23 protein-coding genes and 12 tRNA genes are annotated in these 25,611 nt (G+C 65.7%); 29 read left to right on the top strand and 6 right to left on the bottom strand.

All coding sequences use genetic code 11. The features are described 5' to 3' along the window. Positions 1 to 106 precede the first annotated feature (106 nt). Positions 107 to 1,807: a M48 family metalloprotease gene (locus QP552_RS04305; protein ID WP_286075095.1), complete on the bottom strand. Its 1,701-nt coding sequence runs from the start codon at positions 1,805 to 1,807 to the stop codon at positions 107 to 109. 88 nt (positions 1,808 to 1,895) lie between these two features. Here QP552_RS04305 and grxC point away from each other — a divergent pair, with 88 nt between their 5' ends. The 6 genes from grxC (at position 1,896) to QP552_RS04335 (ending at position 6,595) form a co-directional block, all read left to right on the top strand. Next, positions 1,896 to 2,186 (top strand): glutaredoxin 3, encoded by a 291-nt coding sequence (grxC, locus tag QP552_RS04310; RefSeq protein WP_049400919.1) that lies wholly within the window; start codon positions 1,896 to 1,898, stop codon positions 2,184 to 2,186. Further along, on the top strand, positions 2,183 to 2,575 hold the full coding sequence (locus tag QP552_RS04315) for a carboxymuconolactone decarboxylase family protein (protein WP_106550087.1): 393 nt from the start codon (positions 2,183 to 2,185) through the stop codon (positions 2,573 to 2,575). Before grxC ends, QP552_RS04315 begins: the two co-directional genes overlap by 4 nt. A 320-nt stretch (positions 2,576 to 2,895) precedes the next feature. Beyond that, positions 2,896 to 3,900, top strand: coding sequence for an isocitrate dehydrogenase (locus tag QP552_RS04320; protein ID WP_099551263.1), 1,005 nt, complete (start codon positions 2,896 to 2,898; stop codon positions 3,898 to 3,900). Positions 3,901 to 4,102: 202 nt separating this feature from the next. Continuing rightward, on the top strand, positions 4,103 to 4,846 hold the full coding sequence (locus QP552_RS04325) for a cysteine hydrolase (RefSeq protein WP_286075097.1): 744 nt from the start codon (positions 4,103 to 4,105) through the stop codon (positions 4,844 to 4,846). Between the two features lie 53 nt (positions 4,847 to 4,899). Beyond that, complete coding sequence (locus tag QP552_RS04330) at positions 4,900 to 5,808, top strand: LysR family transcriptional regulator (protein ID WP_286075099.1); 909 nt, start codon at positions 4,900 to 4,902, stop codon at positions 5,806 to 5,808. Between the two features lie 25 nt (positions 5,809 to 5,833). Beyond that, entirely contained in the window at positions 5,834 to 6,595 is a 762-nt protein-coding gene (locus QP552_RS04335; protein ID WP_106550090.1) for a sulfite exporter TauE/SafE family protein, read from the top strand. A 3-nt stretch (positions 6,596 to 6,598) separates the two neighbouring features. Here QP552_RS04335 and QP552_RS04340 read toward each other — a convergent pair whose 3' ends face one another. Together QP552_RS04340 and QP552_RS04345 are read right to left on the bottom strand one after the other, a co-directional pair. Further along, positions 6,599 to 7,219, bottom strand: a complete 621-nt coding sequence (locus QP552_RS04340) for a flavin reductase family protein (protein ID WP_286075101.1) — start codon at positions 7,217 to 7,219, stop codon at positions 6,599 to 6,601. 70 nt (positions 7,220 to 7,289) lie between these two features. Then, on the bottom strand, positions 7,290 to 8,048 hold the full coding sequence (locus QP552_RS04345) for a Bax inhibitor-1/YccA family protein (protein WP_181453935.1): 759 nt from the start codon (positions 8,046 to 8,048) through the stop codon (positions 7,290 to 7,292). 180 nt (positions 8,049 to 8,228) lie between these two features. Here QP552_RS04345 and QP552_RS04350 point away from each other — a divergent pair. From QP552_RS04350 to QP552_RS04440, 19 genes are all read left to right on the top strand, one after another. After that, a tRNA-Pro gene (locus tag QP552_RS04350) sits at positions 8,229 to 8,305 on the top strand. Positions 8,306 to 8,344: 39 nt separating this feature from the next. Next, a tRNA-Arg gene (locus QP552_RS04355) sits at positions 8,345 to 8,421 on the top strand. 175 nt (positions 8,422 to 8,596) lie between these two features. Beyond that, a tRNA-His gene (locus QP552_RS04360) sits at positions 8,597 to 8,673 on the top strand. 79 nt (positions 8,674 to 8,752) lie between these two features. Beyond that, positions 8,753 to 8,828 (top strand) — tRNA-Lys (locus tag QP552_RS04365). 197 nt (positions 8,829 to 9,025) lie between these two features. Then, positions 9,026 to 9,101: transfer RNA gene (locus QP552_RS04370), tRNA-Lys, on the top strand. 272 nt (positions 9,102 to 9,373) lie between these two features. Continuing rightward, complete coding sequence (locus QP552_RS04375; protein WP_043033729.1) at positions 9,374 to 9,679, top strand: hypothetical protein; 306 nt, start codon at positions 9,374 to 9,376, stop codon at positions 9,677 to 9,679. A gap of 110 nt (positions 9,680 to 9,789) precedes the next feature. After that, positions 9,790 to 9,874, top strand: a tRNA-Leu gene (locus tag QP552_RS04380). A gap of 162 nt (positions 9,875 to 10,036) precedes the next feature. Further along, a complete protein-coding gene (locus QP552_RS04385; RefSeq protein WP_052504338.1) occupies positions 10,037 to 10,597 on the top strand; it encodes a hypothetical protein in 561 nt (186 codons plus the stop codon). Between the two features lie 290 nt (positions 10,598 to 10,887). Then, complete coding sequence (gene tig, locus QP552_RS04390) at positions 10,888 to 12,183, top strand: trigger factor (RefSeq protein ID WP_106550097.1); 1,296 nt, start codon at positions 10,888 to 10,890, stop codon at positions 12,181 to 12,183. 76 nt (positions 12,184 to 12,259) lie between these two features. Continuing rightward, positions 12,260 to 12,886: an ATP-dependent Clp endopeptidase proteolytic subunit ClpP gene (gene clpP / locus QP552_RS04395; RefSeq protein ID WP_004146318.1), complete on the top strand. Its 627-nt coding sequence runs from the start codon at positions 12,260 to 12,262 to the stop codon at positions 12,884 to 12,886. A gap of 126 nt (positions 12,887 to 13,012) precedes the next feature. Next, on the top strand, positions 13,013 to 14,302 hold the full coding sequence (gene clpX, locus QP552_RS04400; protein WP_004154600.1) for an ATP-dependent Clp protease ATP-binding subunit ClpX: 1,290 nt from the start codon (positions 13,013 to 13,015) through the stop codon (positions 14,300 to 14,302). A gap of 142 nt (positions 14,303 to 14,444) precedes the next feature. After that, positions 14,445 to 16,895, top strand: a complete 2,451-nt coding sequence (gene lon, locus QP552_RS04405; RefSeq protein WP_099485204.1) for an endopeptidase La — start codon at positions 14,445 to 14,447, stop codon at positions 16,893 to 16,895. Between the two features lie 217 nt (positions 16,896 to 17,112). Next, entirely contained in the window at positions 17,113 to 17,385 is a 273-nt protein-coding gene (locus QP552_RS04410; RefSeq protein WP_004146343.1) for an HU family DNA-binding protein, read from the top strand. 11 nt (positions 17,386 to 17,396) lie between these two features. Then, positions 17,397 to 17,471, top strand: a tRNA-Val gene (locus QP552_RS04415). A gap of 26 nt (positions 17,472 to 17,497) precedes the next feature. After that, positions 17,498 to 17,574: transfer RNA gene (locus QP552_RS04420), tRNA-Asp, on the top strand. An 84-nt stretch (positions 17,575 to 17,658) separates the two neighbouring features. Further along, positions 17,659 to 17,735 (top strand) — tRNA-Asp (locus tag QP552_RS04425). Positions 17,736 to 17,822: 87 nt separating this feature from the next. Beyond that, positions 17,823 to 17,899 (top strand) — tRNA-Asp (locus QP552_RS04430). Positions 17,900 to 18,005: 106 nt separating this feature from the next. Then, positions 18,006 to 18,082 (top strand) — tRNA-Asp (locus QP552_RS04435). A 147-nt stretch (positions 18,083 to 18,229) separates the two neighbouring features. Then, positions 18,230 to 20,185 (top strand): peptidyl-prolyl cis-trans isomerase, encoded by a 1,956-nt coding sequence (locus tag QP552_RS04440; RefSeq protein ID WP_286075106.1) that lies wholly within the window; start codon positions 18,230 to 18,232, stop codon positions 20,183 to 20,185. Between the two features lie 184 nt (positions 20,186 to 20,369). On the opposite strand, the gene QP552_RS04445 is transcribed toward QP552_RS04440, so the two are convergent. After that, positions 20,370 to 21,569: a lytic transglycosylase domain-containing protein gene (locus tag QP552_RS04445; protein WP_111113623.1), complete on the bottom strand. Its 1,200-nt coding sequence runs from the start codon at positions 21,567 to 21,569 to the stop codon at positions 20,370 to 20,372. Then, positions 21,566 to 22,330, bottom strand: a complete 765-nt coding sequence (gloB, locus tag QP552_RS04450) for a hydroxyacylglutathione hydrolase (protein WP_106550100.1) — start codon at positions 22,328 to 22,330, stop codon at positions 21,566 to 21,568. Before gloB ends, QP552_RS04445 begins: the two co-directional genes overlap by 4 nt. Before the next feature lie 11 nt (positions 22,331 to 22,341). Here gloB and QP552_RS04455 point away from each other — a divergent pair, with 11 nt between their 5' ends. From QP552_RS04455 to dnaQ, 3 genes are read left to right on the top strand one after another with little or no spacing between them, the layout of a single operon-like run. After that, entirely contained in the window at positions 22,342 to 22,986 is a 645-nt protein-coding gene (locus tag QP552_RS04455) for a hypothetical protein (RefSeq protein ID WP_286075108.1), read from the top strand. Between the two features lie 13 nt (positions 22,987 to 22,999). Then, positions 23,000 to 23,452 carry a ribonuclease HI gene (gene rnhA / locus QP552_RS04460; RefSeq protein WP_004154603.1) on the top strand — a complete coding sequence of 151 codons (453 nt, stop codon included), beginning with the start codon at positions 23,000 to 23,002 and terminating at the stop codon, positions 23,450 to 23,452. 4 nt (positions 23,453 to 23,456) lie between these two features. Continuing rightward, a complete protein-coding gene (gene dnaQ, locus QP552_RS04465; RefSeq protein ID WP_060380022.1) occupies positions 23,457 to 24,188 on the top strand; it encodes a DNA polymerase III subunit epsilon in 732 nt (243 codons plus the stop codon). Positions 24,189 to 24,249: 61 nt separating this feature from the next. Here the strand turns inward: dnaQ and QP552_RS04470 are convergent, their stop codons facing one another. Next, the gene (locus tag QP552_RS04470; RefSeq protein WP_005408277.1) at positions 24,250 to 24,954 is read right to left on the bottom strand and encodes a PP2C family serine/threonine-protein phosphatase; all 705 of its coding nucleotides are present in this window, start codon (positions 24,952 to 24,954) and stop codon (positions 24,250 to 24,252) included. A gap of 165 nt (positions 24,955 to 25,119) precedes the next feature. Between QP552_RS04470 and QP552_RS04475 the strand changes: the two genes are divergently transcribed. Beyond that, positions 25,120 to 25,210 (top strand) — tRNA-Ser (locus QP552_RS04475). The last annotated feature ends 401 nt before the right edge of the window (positions 25,211 to 25,611 follow it).

Below are 25,611 nucleotides of genomic sequence, written 5' to 3' on the forward strand. Positions count from 1 at the left end.
TAGGGCTCGGTTACTGGAGTGGTGCCAGTAGACTACGGTTTGATGACATGTTTGTGACTAGCTGGCCGGAACCGGTCGGGATTGCCATCGACCGGTCATGCAGCACTCAGCGGCGGTCAAGGTCCGGGTCCTGCACGCCCTGGCGGCGCAGCTCCAGCACGGTGGGGGTGATCGCCTCGATGCGCGCATCCACCCGTGCCCGGCCCACGTAGTCCAGCGCCGGGTTGCGCTTGAGCGCCTGCAGCTGCATCAGCGACTGCTCCGGGCGGCCGCTGAGGAAGGCGGCCTCGGCATAGGCCTCGCTGGCGCGCACGCTGTCACCGGCCAGCTCGCTGGCACGGGCGTATCGCTGCTGGAAGACCGGATCGTTACCACTTTGCGACAGCAGGGGCCGCAGCATGGCCTGTGCACGCTGGCCGGCCTCGCGGGTGCCCTGTTCGTTCAGGATCTCGGCGTAGGTCAGGGCCACGGGCCGGCTGTTGGGGTGCTCGCGCAGCAGCTGCTCGAAACGGGTGTTGGCCTTCGCGCCCAGCCCGGCACGCGATTCGGCCTCGCCCAGGCCCAGTGCCAGCCACAGGTTGTCCGGGCGGGTCTGCAGCAGGCTGGCCAGCGTCTGCCAGGCCTGCGTGGCACCGCTGCGGCCGCCGCGCATGACCGCCAGCGCCTGGCCATAGCGCTGGGCGTCGTTGAGGCCGTCCTTCTGCCGCTTGGCCATGTCCGCGTATTCGCGCTCCAGCTCGGCGGTGGAATCGGCGCTGAGCACCCGCAGGCGCTCGCGTGCCCACTCGAAGTCGCCGCTGGCGCCACGGGCCAGCTGGCCGACCGGAATGCGCAGCACGCTGCTGGGCAGCAAGGGGTTGTTTCCGCGCAGCAGCGGCTCGGCCAAGCCCGGGTCGGCCGGATTCACCCGTTCCTTGCGCTCGCCGCTGGGGGTGCTGGTGGTCAGCAGCACCGTGTCCTTCTTCATCTGCTCGGCGCGGGCCTTGGCCTCGCTGATGCGGGTGATGTTGACCGGGTGGGTGCGCAGGAACTCGGGCACGCTGTAGCCGCCCTCGTTGCCACGCATCGCCGCCGACATGCGCTCGAAGAAGCCGGCCATCGCGTCCACGTCATAGCCGCTGCGCGACAGGGTGCGGATGCCGAGGCGGTCGGCCTCCGATTCGTTGGAGCGGGTGTAGTTGATCTGCCGCTGCTGCATCAGGCCCATGCCCGAGCTGATCGCGGCCATGGTCGCGTTGCCCGAGGAGGTGCTGTTGCTGGCCTGGGCAGCCACCACCGCAGCCAGCATGCCGAGCAGGATCGGAATCTGGTCGCGCTGGGCGCGCTCGACCCCGCGCAGCACGTGCTGCTGGGTGACGTGGGCGATTTCGTGGGACAGCACCGCAGCCACCTCATCCTCGCGTTCGGCGGTCAGCACCAGGCCGGCATTGACCCCGATGTAGCCGCCCAGCGTGGCGAAGGCGTTGATCTGGCGGTCCTTCATCACGAAGAAGGTGTAGGGCTGGCGCGGCTGGTCGCTGTTGGAGCCAAGCCGGGTGCCCATGGTCTGCAGCCAGTCGTTCACCAGCGGGTCGTCCAGCAGGTAGCCGTAGTTGCGCAGCTCGCGCAGCATCATCGCGCCGTACTCGGCCTGGCGCGCCGGGGTCAGCAGCTCGCCGGCCGAGGAGCCGATGTCGGGCAGCTTCTCCTGGGCCTGGGCCAGCGGCATGGCCAGGGCCAGGGTGACGGCGGTAGTCAGCAGCAGGGCTCGCAAGCAGAAGGTCCTCGGGCAGGGCGCGCCAAGCGTGGCAGGGCAGGGGGCAACCATTCGTTAATCCACAGTGTTGCGGCGGTGGCGTGGAAATTCCAGCGCACCGGTACCATATGTAGACCGTCGATCCATCGTGGAGTTTCCCGTGACAGCCCAGACCGCCGGCGGTGCCCCCGCCATCACCATCTATTCCACCGCCGTCTGCCCGTACTGCGTGGCCGCCAAGAACTTCCTCAAGAGCAAGGGCCAGCAGTGGACCGAGGTCCGCATCGACCTGGACCCGGTCGAGCGCGAGAAGATGATGGCGCTGACCCGCCGCACCAGCGTGCCGCAGATCTTCGTGGGTGATGTCCATGTCGGCGGGTACGACGACATGATGGCCCTGCACCGTGAAGGCAAGCTCGAGCCGCTGCTGGCCGGGCAGGGCCAGGCATGAGCGCGGGCGACGACGGCAGCAAGGACCGCATCGCCGAGTTCACCGAGTTCCGCAAGCGCATGAACGAGCGCATCCTGGGCGAACCGAACCAGGTGGTGCGGCGCTTCTTCGCGCTGGACACGCAGACCTACCAGGCCGGCGCGCTGGACGTGAAGACCAAGGAGCTGCTGGGCCTGGTGGCCTCGATGGTGCTTCGCTGCGACGACTGCATCAGCTACCACGTGGCCCAGTGCAAGGACGCCGGGGTGACCCGCGAGGAGTTCTTCGAGACCTTCTCGGTCGGCCTGGTGGTCGGCGGCTCGATCGTGATCCCGCACCTGCGCCGCGCGGTCGACTTCCTCGACCAGCTCGAAGGCGGCGCGGCCGCCCCGGCAGCCCACGAGCACTGAGGTAGCGCCGGGCCATGCCCGGCGGAGACCTGAACGAAAAGCCGCCGGGCATGGCCCGGCGCTACCGGATCACGGCCGCGCGCCGGGGCCTGCCCCGCGATCCGACAGCCCAGGAGCCCTGATCGGCTCCAGGTAGCGCCGGGCCATGCTCGGCGAATAGCAGATGTCCCGCCCGCCGGGCACGGCCCGGCGCTACCGGACCATGGTCTATTTGGGACCTCGGCCCCGGCTCAGGCATAATTGCTGGTGAAACTTCCTTTGCGCCGGCGTTTCCGGGCACGTCCGGACGGCGTTTTTCCCCCTGTTCGGAACATCGATCAATGACGCAGAAAATTACGGTCATCCGCGGCGACGGCATTGGCCCGGAAATCATGGACGCCACCCTGTTCGTGCTCGACCAGCTGAACGCTGGCCTGGAGTACGAAGACGCCGACGCCGGCCTGGTGGCCCTGGAAAAGCACGGCGACCTGATGCCGGCGGTGACCCTGGAATCGATCGCGCGCAACAAGGTCGCGCTGAAGAGCCCGCTGACCACCCCGGTCGGTGGTGGCTTCACCTCGATCAACGTCAGCCTGCGCCGCCACTTCGACCTGTACGCCAACGTGCGTCCGGCCCACACCTTCCCGAACACCAAGTCGCGTTTCGACAACGTCGACCTGATCACCGTTCGTGAGAACACCGAAGGTGCGTACCTGGCCGAAGGCCAGGAAGTGTCGGCCGACGGCGAGACCGCCTTCTCCGGCACCCGCATCACCCGCAAGGGTTCCGAGCGCATCGTGCGCTACGCCTTCGAGCTGGCCCGCAGCGTCGGCCGCAAGAAGGTCACCGCCGTGCACAAGGCCAACATCATCAAGTCGACCTCGGGCCTGTTCCTGAACGTCGCCCGTGAAGTGGCCGCGCAGTACCCGGACATCGAGTTCCAGGAAATGATCGTCGACAACTGCTGCATGCAGCTGGTGATGCGTCCGGAACAGTTCGACGTGATCGTTACCACCAACCTGTTCGGCGACATCATCTCCGACCTGTGCGCCGGCCTCGTGGGTGGCCTGGGCCTGGCCCCGGGTGCCAACATCGGCAAGGACGCGGCGATCTTCGAAGCCGTGCACGGCACCGCGCCGGACATCGCCGGCCAGGGCAAGGCCAATCCGTGCGCGCTGCTGCTGGCAGCTGCGCAGATGCTGGACCATATCGGCCAGCCGGAAAATGCCGAGCGCCTGCGCAAGGCCATCGTGGCCACCATGGAAGCCAAGGACTCGCTGACCGGCGACCTCGGCGGCACCGGCACCACCATGAGCTTCGCCAAGGCCATCGCCACCCGCCTGTAAGCGGTTGGTCGACCTCGGTTGAATCCACAGCGGGGCGCCTTCGGGCGCCCCGTTGCGTTTACGGGTAGATCCACGCCATGCGTGGATGACGGAACGACCCAGCTGTGCGTTTTCCGCACAGATCGTGTGCTGTTGCATGGCTGGTTCGTGCGTCAATCGCTCCGCATCCTGTGCCCCACACCCATCGCACAGGAAGCCGCACATGAACCTCACCGCCTTCGGCCTGGCCAGCCTGATCGGCATGGCCGCCACCGCCCCTGTCGCCGCTGCCGAGCCGTCCCATCCCACCATCCGGCACATGGCCGGCGCGCCGGTCGCGGCCTCGCTGGATGCCGCGAAGACCGCGGTACTGGTGATCGACTTCCAGAACGAATACTTCGACGCCAGCGCCGCACCGGGCTTTGCCGGTGGCCGCATGGTCATTCCCGATGGCGTGGCCGCGCTGCGCCAGGCCAAGCGGGTGGTCGAATTTGCTGACGCCCACGGCATCCGCGTGATCCACGTACAGCACGTGCTGCCGGCCGGTGCGCCGTTGTTCGCACAGGGCAGCGTCAACGCCGCCTTCCATCGCGACCTGCTGCCGCGCAAGGGCGAGACCGTGGTGCAGAAGGACAACGTAAGCGTGTTCGCCGGCGCCTCGGCTGCCGTCCTGGACGCCGTGCTGAAGGACGCCGGCATCGACACCCTGATCGTCACCGGCCTGCAGACCCATGCCTGCGTGGCCGGTGCCGCCCGCGACGCTGCCGCCGCACCGCGCGGCTATCGGGTGATCGTGTCGTCCGATGCGACAGCCAGTCGTGATCTGGATCTGGCCGGCGGCCAGCGCATGGATCATCGCGCGCTGCACGAGGCCTCGCTGGCGCAGATCGAAGACACCTTCGGAGATGTCATGCGCACCGATGCGATCCTGGCGCTGCCGGTGCGCAAGGCCGGCGACGGCGCTTGATAAGCTGGCGGGGCCCGCACGCCGTGGGCCCCGCCAGGTGGAGTTGCCCGCTGATGGATCATTTCGCTGCCCTGCGTGCGCTGCGCGCGATCGTCGACGCAGGCAGCTTCACCGCTGCGGCAGAACGCCTGGGCACGACCCACTCGGCGATGTCACGGCAGCTGCGGCAACTGGAAGACCACCTGCAGGTACGCCTGCTCGATCGAAACAGTCGCCGGCTGTCATTGACCGAAGCCGGACGCGATTACTACCGGGAGGCCGGTGCGCTGCTCGATCGTCTGCAGGAGGCGGATGACCGCGCGCGTGCAGGACAGGCCCAGCCCAGTGGCTCGGTGCGGATAAGCGTGCCGCAGGTGGTCGCCAGCCAGGAGTTGCCACAGTGGTTGCCGTCGTTCCTGCAGCGCTACCCGCAGGTCTCGCTGGACCTGTCGGCCGATGATCAGCTGGTCGATGTGGTGGGCGGCGGTTTCGACCTGGCCCTGCGCATCGCGCATGCGTTGCCGGACAGCCAGCTGGTCGCACGTGAACTGGCCAGCTGCCCGCGCATCCTGGTGGCCGCGCCAGCCTATCTGGCCCGGCACGGGCTGCCGCGGCAGGCGGCCGACCTTGCGCAGCACACGCTGCTGGGCTTCAGTCCCACGCCATCGATGCTGCCCTGGCAGCTGCAGGGGCCGCGTGGTGCCAGCATGAACATCGAAGCTGGCCAGCGCCTGCGCGTGGATGCCACGCCGGCGCTGTATGCCGCCACGCTGGCGGGAATGGGCATCAGCCTGTTCACCGCACTGACGGTGCAGGAAGACCTGCGCGCCGGTCGTTTGATCCGTGTGCTGCCGGCCTGGCACGCGGGGCAGCGACGCTACTTCGCGCTGTATCCGCATGCACGTGCGCTTGCCCCCAAGGTGCGTGCGCTGGTCGAGCACCTCGCGGCGCACTACGCTGCACAGGTGGGCGCGGCAGGGTAGTCGTGCCGCTGCAACCGAGGTGGTGATGGAGTCGGTGTATCTGCTGGTCGCACTTGGCGCGATCGTTGCCGGGTTCGTGCAGGGACTGTCGGGTTTCGCCTTCGGGATGGTGGCGATGTCGTTCTGGGCATGGGGGCTGGAGCCGCGACTGGCGGCCACACTGTCGGTGTTCGGCGCGCTGGTCGGCCAGCTGGTTGCGGTGTTCACCGTGCGCCGTGGCTTCAACCTGCGCCTGCTGCTGCCCTTCGTGCTGGGTGGGCTGGCCGGCATTCCGCTGGGCGTGATGGTGCTGCCGCAGCTGGACATGGACTGGTTCAAGGCGTTGCTGGGCGGCTTCCTGGCGCTGTGGTGCCCGGTGATGCTGATGGCGCGCTCGTTGCCGCCGATCACGATCGGAGGGCGCGTGGGTGACGCCATTGCCGGTATGGCCGGTGGCGTGCTCAGTGGCATCGGTGGCTTCGCCGGGCCGGTGCCGACGTTGTGGAGCACGCTGCGCGGCTTCGGCAAGGACGAGCAGCGCGCGGTCATCCAGAACTTCAACCTGGCCATGCTGGCGGTGACCATGGCCACCTATGTCGGAAGTGGCCTGGTGACGCGGCAGATGCTGCCGTACTTCGCCATCGTGGCGCCGGCCATGCTGGTGCCGACCCTGCTGGGCGCGCGGGTCTACATCGGTATCAGCGAGGCGCGCTTCCGGCAGGTCGTACTGAGCCTGCTGACCGCTTCCGGCATCGCGTTGCTGGCCTCGTCGCTGCCGGCGCTGGTGTCGCGTGCGCCGGCAGCCTGAGGCTCAGGCCGGGCGGAACATGCGGAAGCGTTGTTCGGCGCCGATGCGGAAGTAATCGGCGGGGCCGCCGCCGCGCAGGATCGGCGCCGCTGCAGCGGTGTCGTAGATGCCATCGACCAGCAAACGGGTGTCGATGTGCACTGCCACTACTTCGCCCAGCACCAGCCAGCCGTTGGTGTCCTGGTCGGCGGCATCGCGCAGGCGCACGATCTGGGTGCAGCGGCATTCCATGCTCACCGGGCTCTGTGCCACGCGGGGTGGCGCGACCTGGGTGGAGGCCAGTGGCGTCAGCCCGGCCAGGGCGAACTCGTCGACCTCCGGCCCGACCGCGCGACAGCTTTCGTTCATTGCTTCGGCCAGGTCGAAGGTCGCCAGGTTCCAGGCGAACTCACCGGTCGCTTCGATGTTGCGCAGCGAGTCTTTGCGGCCCTGGCTGGAGAAGCCGATGATCGGTGGGGTGTAGTTGAACGCATTGAAGAAGCTGTACGGCGCCAGGTTCAAGGTTCCTTCGGCGTCGCAGCTGGAGATCCAGCCGATCGGTCGCGGGCCGATGATGGCGTTGAACGGGTCGTGCGGCAGGCGGTGGCCGTCGGCCGGGCGATAGCTGTGGAAGGTGTGGGACATGGGGTGGGGTTCCAAAAAAGAAGCCGTGGCCCTCGCGGACCACGGCTTGTCGTTTACGACCTGATGGGGCTCAGCGCTGCTGGATCTTCGACAGCAGGCGCAGGAACTCCACATACAGCCAGACCAGGGTCACCATCAGGCCGAATGCGCCATACCACTCCATGTACTTCGGCGCGCGCTGGGCCACGCCGGTTTCGATGAAGTCGAAATCCAGCACCAGGTTCAGCGCGGCGACGACCACCACGAACAGGCTGAAAGCAATGCCCAGCCAGCTGGAATCGTGGATCACCGGCACATCGATGTTGAAGAAGCCGAGCACGAACGAGGCCAGGTAGAGCAGGGCGATGCCGCCGGTTGCTGCAACCACGCCCATCTTGAAGTTCTCGGTGGCCTTGATCACGCCGCTGCGGTAGGCGATCAGCAGCGCGAACAGGGTGCCGAAGGTCAGCAGCACCGCCTGGAACACGATACCCGGGAACTTGGCGTTGAAGACGGCCGAGATGGCACCGAGGAAAAGCCCCTCGACCAGCGCGTACATCGGCGCGGTGACCGGGGACCATTCCTTCTTGAAGACGGTGACCAGAGCCAGCACCAGGCCGCCGATCGCGCCGCCCATGGCGTACACCTTGGCCGCGTCCATGACCTGGTCGTACTCGTCGATCGACTGGTTCCAGGCGAAGGCCGCCGTCAACACGGTCAGCAGCAGCAGGAAGCCGGTCTTGTTGACGGTGCCGTTGAGAGTCATCGCCTGGTCGGGGCTGGTTACCACCGAGCCACTGGCGAGGTCGAGGAAGGTCGACTCGGAAAGAGCCGGGTTGCCGCTGCGCATGCGTGTTCTCCGTGCGAATGAGGGGCTGGACGGCCATCCGGCCGATGACCGGGAGCATAGCCGATGGTTGCACGTGGTGCCGTGTCAGGCGTCGGGTGCGAGTCGCCTGCGTTGACAGTTCATGATGCGCTTGGCCACAATGACCAGCTCCCCGGGCCTGGCCCGAGGGGATTGCAAGACCGGGGTATAGCGCAGTCTGGTAGCGCGCCTGCTTTGGGAGCAGGATGTCGGGGGTTCGAATCCCTCTACCCCGACCAATCCCACATCACGTCGGATTGGACGCCGTTCCGGTTCGGGCGCCCGTAGCTCAACTGGATAGAGCACCGGCCTTCTAAGCCGGCGGTTACAGGTTCGATTCCTGTCGGGCGCGCCATCGGCGAGGCACCGGGATCGCATCGGCGGATGTGAAGAAGTGCTTGCAAAAGCGTAAAGACTCCACCAGAATATCGGACTCGCTTCGGCGGACCTGAACTTCGGTGACAGTCCCCAGGCAAAGGTTTGAAGTTCCAGCGCCAGCGGGTATCGGCGGGGGAACGAAAGTTTCAGTGGTGGCTGTAGCTCAGTTGGTTAGAGTACCGGATTGTGATTCCGGTGGTCGGGGGTTCGAATCCCCTCAGCCACCCCACTGATTCAACCGTATCGGCGCTGCCGAAACGGTATTGCAATAAACAGAATGCACGCTACAATGTGCGTCTGAGTTTTACGGGCCGTTAGCTCAGTTGGTAGAGCAGTTGACTCTTAATCAATAGGTCCAAGGTTCGAATCCTTGACGGCCCACCAAGACGGAAGCCACCTGGTACGCCAGGTGGCTTTTTTCTTATAAGTGTGACCTCATCATTTCGATGGATCACGCGCTGAAGCGCTCCGCCTGGCGGGGTTCTGCAGCAGCAGCGGGACCGCAGCGCTGGTTTCAACGATGTTGAAAAAAGTGCTTGCACCCACCGAGCGGATCGGGTCATAATTCGCGCCCCGATTTCGGGCTGTTAGCTCAGTTGGTAGAGCAGTTGACTCTTAATCAATAGGTCCAAGGTTCGAATCCTTGACAGCCCACCAGACGAAAGCCACTTGGTCAGCCAAGTGGCTTTTTTCTTGCCTGTGGCCGGGCTGAGGGCGCCAAGTCGCCAAGCCGGTAGATCCATGTCATGCGTGGAGAAGGCGGAGGCCGCATCCACGCATGGCGTGGATCTACTGAAGCGATGATGAAACCGGGGTCACATGCGTCATCAGTGTTTTCAATGCTGTGCGCTGTTTCTCATCGCATCGCGTCCTGCATCGCACCCAATGGTTCTTCCGCGCCGATGGCGCATGCATGAAGGACGATCCTGATGGGTGATATCAATCGACTGCGCCCGGTGCTGTTGTTGTCGTTCGCGCTGGCGGCGCTCGCTGCCTGCAGCCAGCCCGGCGACCCGGCACAGACCGTGCAGCGCGACACCGATGCGCTGCACGCTCCCGCCGCGCCAGTCAGTGAGGCGATGCAGATGCAGCCGACGGCGCCAGCTGAAGGCGTGACCCGGCCCGAGGCGGTGCAGTTGCGCAGGACCAGCGACGGGGGCGTTGAAATCCGCAAAGTGGACGCAGTGTCCGGGCACGGTGCCGACACGGCACGCGTTGAACCTCAGCAGCACTGATCCACGGTCACTCCGGGCGGCGGCCGGTCGCCCGGAGTGACGGATTCAGCTTTGTGCAGGCCTTCCGCTTCCGGCCCCCGCCTGCGACAATGAACACCTGTGCCGGCCACGCGAAAGTGGCGGAATTGGTAGACGCCCTGGATTTAGGTTCCAGTGCCGCAAGGCGTGGGGGTTCGAGTCCCCCCTTTCGCACCAGCCGAGGTGCGTCCATGGCCGGCCAGCCACTCCCCCTGCAATGCCACTGGCAGATGCCGCATCTGCCCAAGTGTTGGCCAGCGGTCTTCACATAGTCGTTATACTTGTTGACCGCATCGCGTGGCCGGATTTGCTGCGCTTACAACAAGGAAGGGGGGATTCATGAAGAAGTTTCTGAAGTGGGCGATCATCGTGATCGTGGTCCTGTTCGTGGGCCTGATGGCACTCGGCATGCTGGTCGACGCCAACAAGACGCCTGAGCAGCGTGCAGCCGAGACCGCTGCGCGTGAGCAGCAGCGTACCGAAGCCGCAGCCGCCAGGGAGCAGGCCAAGGCCGACGCCGCGGCATCGAAGGAGCGCGCCAAGGCCGAGGCCGAGCAGAAGAAGCTCGACGAAGAGCGTGCCGCGCTCGACGCGCTGCCGCAGGTGACTGTTGCCGAGCTGGCCAAGGCCTACGAGGAGAACACCGTTGCCGCCGACCAGAAGTTCAAGGGCAAGCGCTACCGCGTTTCCGGCACGGTGGACTCGATCAACACCGATCTGATGGGCGACCCCTACGTGAGCCTGCGCGCGGGCCTGTTCATCGAGCCGCAGTTCTCGTTCAGCCAGGCTCACCTGGAGGTCATCGGCACCCTGAAGAAGGGTCAGACCGTGAATCTGGTCTGCACCGGTCGTGGTGATGTCGGCAAGACGCCGATGTCCAAGGATTGCCAGGTCCTCTGACCGCGACGCTGTCCCGTACTGGAAAAGGGCGCCATTGGCGCCCTTTTTTTGATGTGTGTGGCCCACCATGGGGCGTGCCTGAACGCGGGGCGGGCTCGCCGGGCACGGGCGGAGGGTCTGCCGGGAGCCAGGTTCAACCCCCCTTGACCGGCACGCGCTGGCAGTGCAGGCCGAATTGGGCGAAACTAAAGGGCTGCGGCAAGCAGGCGCGTCCCAGACGTCGTGTCCTTACAACCGTTTCATCCCAATCATCGAGCCGGGGGCCTGGGCCACCGGTGGCAGGAGTCAACATGCAAGCTTCGATCGAATCCACCGGCAACCTGGAACGCCGCCTGAGCTTCTCGCTGCCGGAAGAGCGTCTGCAGAGCCACATCGTCGGCCGCCTGGGCGAAATCGCCCGTACCACCCGCATCAAGGGCTTCCGCCCGGGCAAGGTGCCGGCCAAGGTGATCGAGCAGCGCTTCGGCGCGCAGGTCCGTGGCGAGGCGCTGGACGGCCTGCTGCGCGAAACCTTCGACGCGGCCGTGCGTGAGCACGACCTGCGCATCGTCGGCAGCCCGCGCATCGACAAGGGCGACGAGGGTGAGTTCTCCTTCGTGGCCACCGTGGAAGTGGTGCCGGACTTCGGCGACATCGACGTCAGCAAGCTGACCGTCGTGCGCCACAGCGCCGAAATCACCGACGCCGACATCGACCAGATGATCGAGAACCTGCAGAACCAGCGTCGTACCTGGGCCCCGGTCAGCCGTGGCGCGCAGGACGGTGACCTGGTCGCGGTGGAAACCTGGTCGCAGGCCGGCGAAGAGCGCCTGCCGGCCGAAGGCACCGAGAAGGGTTCGATCGTGCTCGGCCAGGGCATGATGTTCGAAACCATCGAAAAGGGCCTGGTCGGCCTGGCCAAGGGTGAAGAGAAGACCCTGGACGTCGAGTTCCCGGCTGACTGGCGCGTGCCGGTGCTGGCCGGCAAGACCGTGCAGGTCACCGTCAAGGTTGCTGAAGTCTCCGAGCCGGTCGTGCCGGCGGTCGACGAAGCCTTCATCAAGAGCTTCGGCGTGAAGGGCGGCGATGTGGAGCAGTTCCGCAGCGACATCCGCGCCAACCTGGAGCGCGAGCTGAAGGGCGCCCTGATGAACCGCCTGCGCCGCGAAGTCGGCGAGCAGCTGATCGCCGCCTACGCCTCGGTGGAAATGCCGCCGCGCCTGGTCGAGAACGAAGCCCGCGCCATGCTGGCCCAGCAGGTCGAGCAGATCCGCCGCAACGGCCAGAACGTCGGTGAGATCCCGGCCGATGCCCACGAAGGTTTCAAGGACGCCGCCGCCAAGCGCGTGCTGGTCGGCCTGCTGGTCGGTGAAGTGGCCCGCATCAACGACCTGCGCCTGGAAGCCAAGCGCCTGAACGAAACGATGCGCCTGATCGCTTCGACCTACGAAGAGCCGGAGCAGGTCATTGAGATGTACCGCAACGACCCCCAGCTGATGTCTGGCCTGCAGAACCGTGTGATGGAAGAGCAGGTGATCGACTGGATCGCCGAGCGTGCCCAGCACACCGAAGAGAAGCTGTCGTTCCAGGACGCGATCCGCCAGTAAGCCCGGGCGGATCACCGGATGCCCCGCGCCTTTGCCGGCGCGGGGTTGTTGCCCCCCAAGATAGGTACCTCACGTAATGGACAACCGAACCAAAGCCCTGAACCTGGTTCCGATGGTGGTCGAGCAGACCAGCCGCGGCGAGCGTGCCTACGACATCTATTCGCGCCTGTTGAAGGAGCGCCTGATCTTCCTCGTGGGCCCGATCGACGATCACATGGCCAACGTGGTGGTGGCGCAGTTGCTGTTCCTGGAATCGGAAAACCCGGAAAAGGACATCAACATCTACATCAACTCGCCGGGTGGCGTGGTCACCGCCGGCATGGCGATCTACGACACCATGCAGTACATCAAGCCGAATGTGAGCACCACCTGCATCGGCCAGGCTGCCTCGATGGGCGCCCTGCTGCTGGCCGCGGGCGAAGCCGGCAAGCGCTATGCGCTGCCGAATTCGCGCGTGATGATCCACCAGCCGCTGGGCGGCTACCAGGGCCAGGCCACCGACATCGACATCCACGCGCGTGAGATCCTGACCCTGCGTTCGCGCCTGAACGAGGTGCTGGCCAAGCACACCGGCCAGTCGCTGGAGACGATCGCCCGTGACACCGAGCGCGACAACTTCAAGAGCGCCTTCGAGGCGCAGGCCTACGGTCTGGTCGACCAGGTCCTGGAGCGTCGTCCGGATGAGTCGATCCAGGCCGGCTGACCGGCCTTCACGGGGCCATGGAGGCCCCGTTCCTGCAGGGTCGGGCGGGACTGGTGTCCCCTCGGCCCTGTGCTATTCTCGAATCGAACCCCCGTTCAGCGGGTGGGGTAACTGGGTAAGCGAAGCATGAGCGAAGACCGCCAAGGTCGTTCCACGGACACCGGCAAGATCCTCTACTGCTCTTTCTGCGGCAAGAGCCAGCATGAAGTGCGCAAGCTGATTGCGGGTCCGAGCGTGTTCATCTGTGATGAATGCGTGGAGCTGTGCAACGACATCATCCGCGAGGAGCTTGAGGAAAAGGCGCAGTCGGCGCGCAGTTCGCTGCCGAAGCCGCGCGAGATCCTCGAGGTGCTCGACCAGTACGTGATCGGCCAGAACCGCGCCAAGCGCACCTTGGCCGTGGCCGTGTACAACCACTACAAGCGCATCGAGAGCCGGCAGAAGAACGACGACGTCGAACTGGCGAAGTCGAACATCCTGCTGGTCGGCCCGACCGGTTCGGGCAAGACCCTGCTGGCCGAGACCCTGGCCCGCCTGCTCAACGTGCCGTTCACCATGGCCGACGCCACCACGCTGACCGAAGCCGGTTATGTGGGCGAGGATGTGGAGAACATCATCCAGAAGCTGCTGCAGAAGTGCGACTACGACGTCGAGAAGGCGCAGCAGGGCATCGTCTACATCGATGAAATCGACAAGATCTCGCGCAAGAGCGAGAACCCGTCGATCACCCGCGATGTGTCCGGCGAAGGCGTGCAGCAGGCCCTGCTGAAGCTGATCGAAGGCACCGTGGCCAGCGTTCCGCCGCAGGGCGGCCGCAAGCATCCGCAGCAGGAATTCCTGCAGGTGGACACCAAGAACATCCTGTTCATCTGCGGCGGCGCGTTCGCCGGGCTGGACAAGGTGATCCAGGCCCGTTCCACCGACGTCGGCAGCATCGGCTTCGGCGCCAAGGTGAAGAGCAGCGAGCGCAAGCAGGAAGTGGGCAAGGTGCTGGCCGAAGTCGAGCCGGAAGACCTGATCAAGTTCGGCCTGATCCCCGAGTTCGTTGGCCGCCTGCCGGTGGTGGCGACCCTGGAGGAGCTGGACGAGCCGGCCCTGATCAAGATTCTGACCGAGCCGAAGAACGCCATCACCAAGCAGTTCAAGAAGCTGTTCGAGATGGAGAACGTCGAGCTGGAGTTCCGCCCGGACGCGTTGTCGGCCATTGCCCGCAAGGCGCTCAAGCGCAAGACCGGTGCCCGTGGCCTGCGCACCATCGTCGAATCGGTCCTGCTGGACACCATGTACGACCTGCCGTCGCAGGAAAACGTCAGCAAGGTGGTGGTGGACGAGTCGGTGATCGAGCACAAGTCCGAGCCGTACCTGATCTACCAGACCCCGGCGGCCCCTGAACAGAAGGCCGCAGGCGCCGAGTGATCCTTCCAGGTTGTTGATTGGAAAGGATTTTCAAGGAATGCCTTGCATCTGAAAGCCGATGGCCCCATAACGGGGCCATCGGCTTTTTTTGTCTCCGGAAGATGCCCTCCCGGAGGCGGTTTTCCCCTTCCCTGGAGCCCCCATGGCCCGTTCCCCAAGTGAAACCCTCGACCTGCCGGTCCTGCCGCTGCGCGACGTAGTGGTGTTCCCGCACATGGTCATCCCGCTGTTCGTCGGCCGTGACAAGTCCATGCACGCGCTCGAACAGGCAATGGAATCGGACAAGCGCATCCTGCTGCTGGCGCAGAAGTCGGCCGAGACCGACGACCCGCATGCGGCCGACCTCTACCAGGTCGGTACGCTGGCGCAGGTGCTGCAGCTGCTGAAGCTGCCCGACGGCACCATCAAGGTGCTGGTCGAAGGCCTGTCGCGCGTGCAGGTCACCCACGTCGACGAACGCAACGGCTCGTTGCACGGCCAAGCCGTGGAGATCGACGCCACCGACGAGCGCGAAGCGCGCGAGGTCGAGGCGATCGCACGCTCGCTGATGTCGTTGTTCGAGCAGTACGTCAAGACCAACCGCAAGCTGCCGCCGGAACTGCTGCAGACGCTGTCGGGCATCGATGAGCCGGCGCGCCTGGCCGACACCATCGCCGCGCACATCAGCGTGCGCCTGGCCGACAAGCAGCGCCTGCTGGAAACACTGGCCGTGGGCGACCGCCTGGAGATGCTGGTCGGCCTGGTCGACGGCGAGATCGATGTGCAGCAGATGGAGAAGCGCATCCGCGGCCGCGTGAAGTCGCAGATGGAGAAGAGCCAGCGCGAGTACTACCTCAACGAACAGATGAAGGCCATCCAGAAGGAACTGGGTGACCTGGACGACGCACCGGGCGAGCTGGAAGAGCTGGCCCGCAAGATCGCCGAAGCCGGCATGCCGAAGGCCGTTGAAGCCAAGGCGCGCAACGAACTGAACAAGCTCAAGCAGATGTCGCCGATGTCGGCCGAAGCGGCGGTCGTGCGCAACTACCTGGAGTGGTTGCTGGGCGTGCCGTGGAAGAAGCGCAGCAAGGTGCGCAAGGACCTGAAGGCCGCGCAGGACACCCTGGACGCCGATCACTACGGTCTGGAGAAGGTCAAGGAACGCATCCTTGAATACCTGGCGGTGCAGTCGCGCGTGAAGCAGATGAAGGGCCCGATCCTGTGCCTGGTCGGGCCGCCGGGCGTGGGCAAGACCTCGCTGGGCCAGTCCATCGCCAAGGCCACCAACCGCAAGTTCGTGCGCATGTCGCTGGGCGGCGTGCGCGACGAGGCCGAGATCCGTGGCCACCGTCGTACCTACGTCGGTTCGATGCCGGGCCGCATCGTGCAGAACCTCAACAAGGTCGGCAGCAAGAATCCGCTGTTCGTGCTCGACGAGATCGACAAGATGTCGATGGACTTCCGTGGCGATCCGTCTTCGGCGCTGCTGGAAGTGCTCGATCCGGAGCAGAACAACGCGTTCAACGACCACTACCTGGAAGTGGACCTGGACCTGTCCGAAGTGATGTTCGTGGCCACCTCGAACTCGCTCAACATTCCGGGCCCGCTGCTGGACCGCATGGAAGTGATCCGCATCCCCGGCTACACCGAGGATGAGAAGCTCAACATCGCTACCCGCTACCTGGTGCCCAAGCAGATCAAGGCCAACGGCCTGCAGCCGGAAGAGCTGGAGATCGGCAGCGATGCCATCCAGGACATCGTGCGCTACTACACGCGCGAATCGGGCGTGCGCAACCTGGAACGCGAGATCGCCAAGATCTGCCGCAAGGTGGTGAAGGAGATCGCGCTGGCCGGCCCGCAGCCGGCGGCGAAGGCGAAGAAGGGTGCGAAGAAGAAGGCGCTGGTGAGCGTGTCCAGCAAGAACCTGGACAAGTACCTGGGCGTGCGTCGCTTCGACTTCGGCCGTGCCGAGGAAGAGAACGAGATCGGCCTGGTCACCGGCCTGGCCTGGACCGAGGTCGGCGGCGATCTGCTGCAGATCGAATCGACGCTGGTGCCGGGCAAGGGCCAGCTGATCCTGACCGGCCAGCTCGGCAACGTGATGAAGGAATCGGCGTCGGCGGCACTGTCGGTAGTGCGTTCGCGCGCGGTCGGCTTCGGCATCGACAGCGACTTCCTGCAGAAGCACGACGTGCACCTGCACGTGCCCGATGGTGCCACGCCGAAGGACGGTCCGAGTGCCGGCGCGGCGATGGTGACCTCGCTGGTGTCGATGCTGACCAAGGTGCCGGTGCGTGCCGATGTGGCGATGACCGGCGAGATCACCCTGCGTGGTCGCGTCACCGCGATCGGTGGCCTGAAGGAAAAGCTGCTGGCGGCACTGCGTGGTGGCATCCGCACGGTGATCATCCCGGAAGAGAACCGCAAGGACCTGGCCGACATTCCAGCCAACGTCACCCGCGATCTGAAGATCGTGCCGGTGAAGTACATCGAAGAAGTCCTGGACCTGGCGCTGGAGCGTCCGTTGGCACCGAAGAAGGCGCGCAAGAGTGCGCAGCGTGTCACGGTGCGCAGCAAGGCCAAACCGAGTGGAAGCGCGCGCGTCAAGCATTGACGCGCGCTGTCCAATGGCCCGAAACCCGCGTCGTTGCTGGCTTTCCAGCTTGCGTGGGGGTAGGGCCACTGGTATAAAAGCAGCACTCGCGAATGAGTGATCGCTGTCAGCGATGACTGAATCGGCGAACCGTTTCCACATGGCGGCCGCATGCAGAAGGCATGCGGTTGCTTCCCTGTCGAATAAGCGGAACCCACCGCCAAAGGAGTTGTAGAGAATGAACAAGACCGAATTGATCGATGCCGTTGCTGAAGCTGCCGACCTGACCAAGGCCGAGTCCAGCCGCGCTGTCGATGCCGTCGTTGCTGCCGTCACCAAGGCGCTGAAGGACGGCGATGCGGTCACCCTGGTTGGCTTCGGTACCTTCCAGGTCCGCGACCGTGCTGCACGCACCGGCCGCAACCCGAAGACCGGCGACACCATCAAGATCGCTGCTTCGAAGAATCCGTCGTTCAAGGCTGGTAAGGCCCTGAAGGATGCTGTAAACTAAGCGGCTCGCTGGGGTGCTTAGCTCAGCGGTAGAGCGTCTCCTTTACACGGAGAGGGTCGGGGGTTCGAAACCCTCAGCACCCACCACAGCACCGCGGTAAAAGTTTGAGTGTGGAGCGGTAGTTCAGCTGGTTAGAATGCTGGCCTGTCACGCCGGAGGTCGCGGGTTCGAGTCCCGTCCGCTCCGCCATTCAACGAGGCCTCCGGCCAAAAGCTGGAGGCTTTGTTTTCTTCCCGGTCCAGGCTGGTTGGAAAGCAAGAAAAGCAACAATGCGGAGCGGTAGTTCAGCTGGTTAGAATGCTGGCCTGTCACGCCGGAGGTCGCGGGTTCGAGTCCCGTCCGCTCCGCCACTACATCGAGGCCCCCGGCCTGAAGCCGGGGGCCTTGTCTTCTCCCTGGAAGGTTCGGGAAGAAGGCGAAAAGGTTTTTGCAAGAACGGAGCGGTAGTTCAGCTGGTTAGAATGCTGGCCTGTCACGCCGGAGGTCGCGGGTTCGAGTCCCGTCCGCTCCGCCATTGCAGAATTCTTAAGTCCCTGTGAAAAAACTTTGAAAAAAGTGTTCATCGGGCTGGGTTTCCAGGGAGTCTTCAGATATACTGGGCGCCTGCAAAGTTTCAGCGCGGAGCGGTAGTTCAGCTGGTTAGAATGCTGGCCTGTCACGCCGGAGGTCGCGGGTTCGAGTCCCGTCCGCTCCGCCAACTTTAAAAGCCCTCGGCGCAAGCCGGGGGCTTTTTCTTTGTGCCGTCGCGAAGCGGTGCGCAGGCCACGCCGGTGCTGCTTTTGGTCCCTGCGACGAAGCGGGTTACACTGCCGGGCTCGCCAATCAGGCCTTGTGATTCCTCACCATGCTGCAGAAACTCCGCGACAAGACCTCAGGCTGGATCGTCACCGTGATCCTGGGGCTGCTGATGATTCCGTTCCTGTTCGTGATCGACAACAGCTACCTGGGTGGCGTTGGCGCACAGAACGTGGCCAAGGTTTCCGCGCCCCCGACCTGGTGGCGTTCGGCACCGTCGTGGTGGCCGGTGCGCATGCTGTGGCAGCACCATGAGATCAGCGCGCAGGATTTCCGCACCCGCTTCGAGCAGGAGCGCATGCGTGAGCGCCAGCAGCAGGGCGAGAACTTCGACCCGCGCGCGTTCGAGAGCACCCAGAACAAGCTGGCCGTGCTCGACCAGCTGATCGACGAGCAGGTCGTGCGCCTGGTCGGCGAGCAGGCCGGTGTCGTGATCGGCGATGGCGCGGTGCGCGAGTACATCGCCACCATCCCGGCCTTCCTCGATTCGAACGGCAATTTCAACGAGAACAACTACCGCCTGGCGCTGGCCGGTGGCAATCCGCCGCGTACCCCGACCCAGTTCCAGGAACTGGTGCGTGAGAGCCTGCAGCAGTCGGTGATTCCGTCGGGCCTGCAGAACTCGGGCTTCGTTACCCAGTCCGAGACCGAGCGCCTGCTGAAGCTGCTGGGCGAGACCCGCGACGTCGAACTGGCCGCGCTGCCGGAAGTGCCGGCCGATACCGCGCCGGTGACCGATGCGCAGATCAAGCAGTGGTATGACAGCCATGGCAAGGACTTCCGCCAGGCCGAGAGCGTCTCGCTGGAGTACGTCGAGATCAATGGCGCGAACCTGCCGGCACCGACCGCAGCCGACGAAGCCACCCTGCGCAAGCGCTATGAAGACGAGAAGGCGAAGTTCACCACGCCGGAGCAGCGCCAGGCCTCGCATATCCTGATCACCGGCGACGGTGCCGAAGCCAAGGCGAACAAGATTGCCGCCGAAGCCAAGGCCGCCGGCGCCGACTTCGCTGCACTGGCCAAGGCCAACTCGGAAGACCCGGGTTCGAAGGGGCAGGGTGGTGACCTGGGTTGGGTCGAACGCGGCGCGATGGTCAAGCCGTTTGAAGATGCGCTGTTCGCCGCCAAGGCCGGTGACGTGATTGGTCCGGTCAAGACCGAGTTCGGCTATCACATCATCAAGGTTGCCGCGGTCCGTGGTGGCCAGGGCAAGTCCTTCGAGGAAGTGCGTGACACGCTGGCTGCCGAGCAGCTGAAGGCCGACGGCGAGCGCGGCTTCAACGAACTGGCCGGCCGTCTGGTCGACGCCATCAACAAGAGCCCGAGCGATCTGGCTGCTGCGGCCAAGGAAGTGAACCTGCCGCTGCAGACCCTGGGCCCGATCACCCGTGCCACCGCCAGTGGCATCGCCGCTGACCCGGCCGTGCTGCGTGCCGCGTTCTCCGACGTGCTGGTGCAGGACGGGACCGCCAGCGACCCGATCGCTCTGGGCGGCGCGACCAACCACAGTGTGGTCATCCGCGTGGCCGCGCACACCCCGGAACAGGCCATGCCGCTGGACAAGGCCCGCGAGCAGGTGATCGCCGCGATCCGTGCCGACCGTCAGCGCCAGGCCAGCGACAAGGCGGCCGATGCCGTGCTGGCCAAGCTGAAGGCGGGCGCCACCCTGCAGTCGCTGGCGGCCAGCGAGAAGCTGCAGCTGAGCCCGATGCCGGGCCTGCCGCGCAGCCAGCCGGTGCCGACCCCGGAAATCAACCGCGCGATCTTCAGTGCGCCGGTGCCGGCCGATGGCAAGCCGAGCTACGGCAAGGTCGACGTCAACGGCCACGCTCTGCTGTTCGCGGTGAACAAGGTGAACCCGGGCGACGTGAAGGAAGTGACCGCCGAGCAGCAGAAGCAGCTGAAGGACCAGCTGAGCCAGATCGATGGCATGGCTGCGGCCAAGGCCTACGTCGAGGCGATGCGCAAGAAGTTCGTGATCCAGACCACCGAAGCGAACCTGTAAGCCTCGCGGCGGGCAGGACGAGAAAGGCCCGGCAATGCCGGGCCTTTCTTTGTTGGAGCGTTGCTGGAGATTGAGTTGTAGAGCCGAGCCCACGCTCGGCTTGCCATGAACGCCGAGAAGTCGCAGGCAAGAAAAAGCCGAGCATGGGCTCGGCTCTACATGGGGCGGGCGCTTGGCCTGTCCGTCAGTCTTCCACGCGCAGTACCGCGCCAGGCTTCAGCACACTGCTGCCGCTCAGGCCGTTCAGCGACAGCAGGGCCTTCACCGGCATGCCGTAGCGGCGGGCGATGGTCCAGGCCGACTCGCCATCACGCACGGTGTGGCGGCGGCTGCGCGGGCGGTCGGCGATCGCGGCGACGGTCCTGGTGGCCTGCGGCGCGGGTACAGCGGCCGCCACCGGTGCGGCGCTGGCGACCAGCGTGGTCGCTGCCTCCGTTACCGTCGCATTTGCGGCCGAGACCGGTGCCAGCACGCGGGTGGTGCCCGAGGGGCGGCCACCGGAGGCCAGGGCCGGGTTGAGGCGGGCGATCCTGGCTGGGTCCAGGGCGCGCTGTGCGGCCCACTGCTGCACGCTGGTGCCCGCAGGCAGGGTGTGGTCCTTCAGCACCGGCACGGTGCGGTCCAGTGAGGCCATCACGCCGGGCTGGTCTTCCACGTCTTCCAGCACGCACGCCAGGGCATGCAGCTTCTCGACGTAGGCATGGGTGACCGGCGACAGGCCGGGCAGCGCCGAAGGCTTGGCGTTCTGCGCGTTCATGCCAGCCTTGCGCATGGACTGCAGCACGCGGTACTCGCCGGCGTTGTAGGCCATGGTGGCCAGGCGCCAGTCGCCGCCGAACATGCCGTGCAGGGTCTTCAGGTAGCGCACTGCGGCCTGGGTGGAATCGACCGCCGACAGGCGGCCGTCATAGCCGTTGGCCATCGGCACGCGGTGGTTGCGCGCGGTGGTGGCGATGAACTGCCACAGGCCGGTCGGGCCGCTGCCGTTGCGGGCATTGGGCCGGTAGCCGCTTTCCACGAAGGGAATCAGCGCGAACTCGGTGGGCAGGTCGGCCTTGCGCAGCTCTTCGACCACGTAGCCGAACAGCACCAGCGCATCGTCATCCTGGTTGGCCAGGCGCGAGGGGGCGTGGGCGAACTGCTTCTGCCAGCGCGGGCTGGTGGCCTCGGCGTCGCAGCTGGGTTCGGCCAGGCCGTCGCGGAAGCTGGTGAAGATCTCCTGGCCGTTGCGCACCGAGGCCGCTGGCAGCGCGGACGGGTCCAGCGGCAGGGCCGCGGCAGCGGTCAGGTTCTGGCTGATGCCGGCGCCCAGCGACTGTGCGCCCGCGGTTCCGGCCAGCCCCAGGGCAAGGCCCAGGGCCAGCGGCAGACTTCGGCGCATCATGCGCGGAAGCCGTCTTTCCAGTGCCGGAGACCGGCCATCACGTCGACGTCGTCAACGACGTCACGGCCCAGGTGTGCCGACACCGACGCACGGATCGGCGCCGCGTGCACACGCAGGAAGGGATTGCAGTCGAATTCGTTGGCCAGGGTTACCGGCAGGGTGGAACGGTCATCGCGGCGCATGGCCAAAGCCTCCTCTTGGCGCTGCCACAGGGCAGCGTTGGCGGGGTCGACATGCCGCGCGAAGACGGCATTTGACACGGTGTACTCGTGGGCGCAACAAAGCAGCAGTTGCGCGGGCAAGGTACCCAGCTTGCGCATCGATGCCAGCAGCTGGGACGGCGTACCTTCGAACAGACGTCCACAGCCCAGGCTGAACAACGAATCTCCACTGAAAAGATGTTCAGCAGTGTGAAACGCGATGTGGCTGCGGGTATGCCCGGGCACGGATAGTACGTGGAACGTCCGGCCCAGTGCCTGAACGCGTTCACCTTCGCCGACCCGCTCGGTCGCCGTGGGAATGCGCTCTTCGACCGGCGCGATCACCCGCGCATCGGGAAAACGCGCTTTCAGGGCAGGCACGCCACCGATGTGGTCGTCGTGGTGGTGGGTGAGCAGGATCGTATCCACGCGCAGGCCCTGATCGGCCAGCGCGAGCACCGGCGCGGCGTCGCCGGGGTCAACGACCACGGCGGCACCATCGTCGTCGATCAGCGTCCAGATGTAGTTATCCGCAAATGCGGGCAGGGCAGTCAGTCGCATAGAATTGGACCATGCCCGCGCTGCAGAGCACCCGTCAAGCGAGCCAGACCCCGTGGTTCGACAGTGAGCCGGCGGCGGCCCTGCGCGTTCTGGAACGGCAGTTGCTGCTTCCGCAGCTGTCGGTGCTGCCCGCGCAACCCTGGTTGTGGATCGCACCGAGTGCGGCCTGGCTGGAGGATGCGCAGCTGGGTGGGCGCGGCCTGCGCCTGTACCGGCAGTGGCCGGGCTATGACGGCGATACCCGCTGCGGGCTGCCCTTGCCCCTGGCCAACGAGAGCGTCAATGCGATCGTGCTGCAGCATGTCACCACAGGCGATGCCGACCAGCTGCTCGACGAGTGCGAGCGCGTACTGATGCCGGGCGGGCATTTGTGGCTGAGCAGCCTCAACCCGTTCAGCCCGTACCGCACGCACTGGCGGCAGCATGGGCTGGTGGTGCGTACGCCACAGCGGATCCGCCTGCTGCTCGGCCGCCATGGCCTGGAGTGCGACGATATGCGCTACCTCGGCCCGCTCTGGCGCGGTGCCGGCAGCCGTCGTGCGGGGGGCTGGGCGCCATTGCGCGCGGCCTGCCTGTTCCATGCGGAAAAACGCACGCTGGCCCTGCCCGGGCCGAAACCGTTGCCGGTGCGCTGGCACGGCACCGTTGCTACCTGATTCTGGAGCTGTATTGAAAACCATCGAAATCCACACCGACGGATCCTGCCTCGGCAATCCCGGCCCCGGCGGCTGGGCCGCGTTGCTGCGCTACAAGGGCCACGAGCGCGAGCTCAGTGGCGGTGAGGCGCACACCACCAACAACCGGATGGAGCTGATGGCGGCCATTTCCGGGCTGGAGACGCTGACCGAGCCGTGCAACATCGTGCTCTACACCGACTCGCAGTACGTGCGGCAGGGCCTGACCCAGTGGATGCCCGGCTGGATCCGCAAGAACTGGAAGACTGCCGGCGGTGATCCGGTGAAGAACCGCGAGCTGTGGGAGCGCCTGCACGCGGCCACGCTGCGGCACCAGATCGACTGGCGCTGGGTGAAGGGGCACTCCGGCGACCCGGACAATGAGCGGGTGGATACCCTGGCCCGCAACGCGGCGATCCAGGTCCGCGACTCCAGCCCGGTAAACTGAGCCCATGCGTCAGATCATCCTCGATACCGAAACCACCGGCCTGGAGTGGAAGAAGGGCAACCGCATCGTCGAAATCGGCTGCGTGGAGCTGTTCAAGCGCCGCCCGACCGGCAACAACTACCACCAGTACATCAAGCCGGACTGCGAGTTCGAACAGGGCGCGCAGGAAGTCACCGGCCTGACCCTGGAGTTCCTCGATGACAAGCCTGAATTCGCGCAGATTGCCGATGAGTTCCTGGCGTTCATCGATGGCGCCGAGCTGATCATCCACAACGCGGCGTTCGATCTGGGCTTCCTCGACAACGAGTTGTCGCTGCTGGGGCCGCAGTACGGAAAGATCGCCGACCGCTGTACGGTGATCGATACCCTGGCGATGGCGCGCGAGCGCTTCCCAGGCCAGCGCAACTCGCTGGATGCGCTGTGCAAGCGGCTGGGCGTGGACAATTCGCACCGTGCGCTGCACGGCGGCCTGCTCGATGCGCAGATCCTGGGCGATGTCTATATCGCGCTGACATCGGGCCAGGAAGAGATCGGCTTCGGCCTGGGCGATGAAGATGGTGGCGGCGCCGGCGCGGCGTTGCAGGCTTTCGATACCAGCAAGCTGCTGCCGCGCCCGCGCGTGGTGGCTACGCCGTCGGAACTGGAAGCGCACACCGCGCGCCTGGAGCGACTGCGCAAGAAGGCCGGCCACGCACTGTGGGATGGCCCGAAGGTGGAAGAGCCCGCCAGCGCCTGATCATCCACGCATGGCGTGGATCTGCTGTAGAGCCGAGCCATGCTCGGCTCATGCGCGAGGCTCAGTGGCAGCGCACCAGGATCACGCTGATGTTGTCGCGGCCACCGCCGTCGAGTGCGGCGGCGACCAGCGTATCCACGCATTCCTGCGCGCTGGCATCTTCGAATGCCAGGGTGCGGGCGATGCCGCGGTCATCCACTTCCTCGGTGAGACCGTCACTGCACAGCAGCAGCTGCATGCCCGGGCGCAGCTCACCGCTGGTCGTAGCCACGTTCAGGTGGGCCGGATCAGTCACGCCCAGTGCCTGGGTGACCACGTTGCGGTGCGGATGCGCGCGGGCCTGCTCGGCGGTCAGGTTGCCCTGTGCGACCAGTTCCTGCACCACGCTGTGGTCCTGGCTGAGCTGCGCCAGCTGGCCGTCGCGCCACAGGTAGGCGCGGCTGTCGCCGACCCAGGCCACTTCATAGCGGTTGCCCTGCACACGCGCGGCGACCACGGTGGTACCCATCGGCAACGTGTCGTTGCGCCGGCGCGAGGCACGGATGATCTCTTCGTCGGCAGTGCGGATGGCCTGTGCCAGCGGTGCGCCGCGGCGGATCTCGCGCACGATGGTTTCGCGCGCCAGTGCACTGGCCACTTCGCCGCAGGCATGCCCGCCCATGCCGTCCGCCACCAGCCACAGGGCCAGCTCGCTGTCACCGTAGTAGGTGTCCTCGTTGAGCTCGCGGCGCATGCCGGGGTGGGTGAGGTGTCCGAATTCGATCATGGTGGGCAGGGCGGGGTATTGCCGGGGGAGACAGGCATCATCGGGTGGCCGCAGGCATCCGGCAAGGCATGCGCCCAGGAAATTTTCACTTCGTTGGCCGGAATCACTTGTCGTCGGCCTCACTTCCTCGTATGATGCGCGTCCCCGGTCCGCCGGGGACCACCCGGAGAGGTGGCAGAGTGGTTGAATGTACCTGACTCGAAATCAGGCAGGCGTTTATAGCGCCTCGGGGGTTCGAATCCCCCCCTCTCCGCCAGATAAAGAAGAAAGCCGCCCACTGGGCGGCTTTTTTCTTGGCCAACGTTCGGGAGATGCAGGCGGTTGTTGTAGTGATCGACACCTCTGATGCGGGGGGATGAGAACCCCCGACGGGGTTCGACGGTTCTGCAGGAGCAGAACCGGACAGCCGTAGGCTGGCCCTGGAGCGCGTAGCGCGGAAGGGTCGGGTGCATGGATGCACCCGACAATCCCCCCTCTCCGCCAGATAAAAGAAAAAGGGCTGCCTTTCGGCAGCCCTTTTTCTTTTATCTGGCGCGGGACGCGACGCGCGTTCGCGCCTCGCCCCACACGTTGCGCAGCAACGCGTGGGCCCCTCCCTTTGCCTGCCTCTCCCCGCCCCTGCCGGGGCAGCCCCTCAACAGAGGGGCTTGTTGCTCC

The organism is Stenotrophomonas sp. 59, from assembly GCF_030291095.1.
Classification (GTDB): domain Bacteria; phylum Pseudomonadota; class Gammaproteobacteria; order Xanthomonadales; family Xanthomonadaceae; genus Stenotrophomonas; species Stenotrophomonas maltophilia_Q.

What these genes read in the sequence shown, in the direction of transcription:
- QP552_RS04305 (WP_286075095.1), bottom strand. Translation starts at nt 1,807, where the DNA reads ATGGTTGCCCCCTGCCCTGCCACGCTTGGCGCGCCCTGCCCGAGGACC.
- QP552_RS04315 (WP_106550087.1), top strand. Translation starts at nt 2,183, where the DNA reads ATGAGCGCGGGCGACGACGGCAGCAAGGACCGCATCGCCGAGTTCACC.
- QP552_RS04320 (WP_099551263.1), top strand. Translation starts at nt 2,896, where the DNA reads ATGACGCAGAAAATTACGGTCATCCGCGGCGACGGCATTGGCCCGGAA.
- QP552_RS04325 (WP_286075097.1), top strand. Translation starts at nt 4,103, where the DNA reads ATGAACCTCACCGCCTTCGGCCTGGCCAGCCTGATCGGCATGGCCGCC.
- QP552_RS04330 (WP_286075099.1), top strand. Translation starts at nt 4,900, where the DNA reads ATGGATCATTTCGCTGCCCTGCGTGCGCTGCGCGCGATCGTCGACGCA.
- QP552_RS04335 (WP_106550090.1), top strand. Translation starts at nt 5,834, where the DNA reads ATGGAGTCGGTGTATCTGCTGGTCGCACTTGGCGCGATCGTTGCCGGG.
- QP552_RS04340 (WP_286075101.1), bottom strand. Translation starts at nt 7,219, where the DNA reads ATGTCCCACACCTTCCACAGCTATCGCCCGGCCGACGGCCACCGCCTG.
- QP552_RS04345 (WP_181453935.1), bottom strand. Translation starts at nt 8,048, where the DNA reads ATGCGCAGCGGCAACCCGGCTCTTTCCGAGTCGACCTTCCTCGACCTC.
- QP552_RS04375 (WP_043033729.1), top strand. Translation starts at nt 9,374, where the DNA reads ATGGGTGATATCAATCGACTGCGCCCGGTGCTGTTGTTGTCGTTCGCG.
- QP552_RS04385 (WP_052504338.1), top strand. Translation starts at nt 10,037, where the DNA reads ATGAAGAAGTTTCTGAAGTGGGCGATCATCGTGATCGTGGTCCTGTTC.
- tig (WP_106550097.1), top strand. Translation starts at nt 10,888, where the DNA reads ATGCAAGCTTCGATCGAATCCACCGGCAACCTGGAACGCCGCCTGAGC.
- clpP (WP_004146318.1), top strand. Translation starts at nt 12,260, where the DNA reads ATGGACAACCGAACCAAAGCCCTGAACCTGGTTCCGATGGTGGTCGAG.
- clpX (WP_004154600.1), top strand. Translation starts at nt 13,013, where the DNA reads ATGAGCGAAGACCGCCAAGGTCGTTCCACGGACACCGGCAAGATCCTC.
- lon (WP_099485204.1), top strand. Translation starts at nt 14,445, where the DNA reads ATGGCCCGTTCCCCAAGTGAAACCCTCGACCTGCCGGTCCTGCCGCTG.
- QP552_RS04410 (WP_004146343.1), top strand. Translation starts at nt 17,113, where the DNA reads ATGAACAAGACCGAATTGATCGATGCCGTTGCTGAAGCTGCCGACCTG.
- QP552_RS04440 (WP_286075106.1), top strand. Translation starts at nt 18,230, where the DNA reads ATGCTGCAGAAACTCCGCGACAAGACCTCAGGCTGGATCGTCACCGTG.
- QP552_RS04445 (WP_111113623.1), bottom strand. Translation starts at nt 21,569, where the DNA reads ATGATGCGCCGAAGTCTGCCGCTGGCCCTGGGCCTTGCCCTGGGGCTG.
- gloB (WP_106550100.1), bottom strand. Translation starts at nt 22,330, where the DNA reads ATGCGACTGACTGCCCTGCCCGCATTTGCGGATAACTACATCTGGACG.
- QP552_RS04455 (WP_286075108.1), top strand. Translation starts at nt 22,342, where the DNA reads ATGCCCGCGCTGCAGAGCACCCGTCAAGCGAGCCAGACCCCGTGGTTC.
- dnaQ (WP_060380022.1), top strand. Translation starts at nt 23,457, where the DNA reads ATGCGTCAGATCATCCTCGATACCGAAACCACCGGCCTGGAGTGGAAG.
- QP552_RS04470 (WP_005408277.1), bottom strand. Translation starts at nt 24,954, where the DNA reads ATGATCGAATTCGGACACCTCACCCACCCCGGCATGCGCCGCGAGCTC.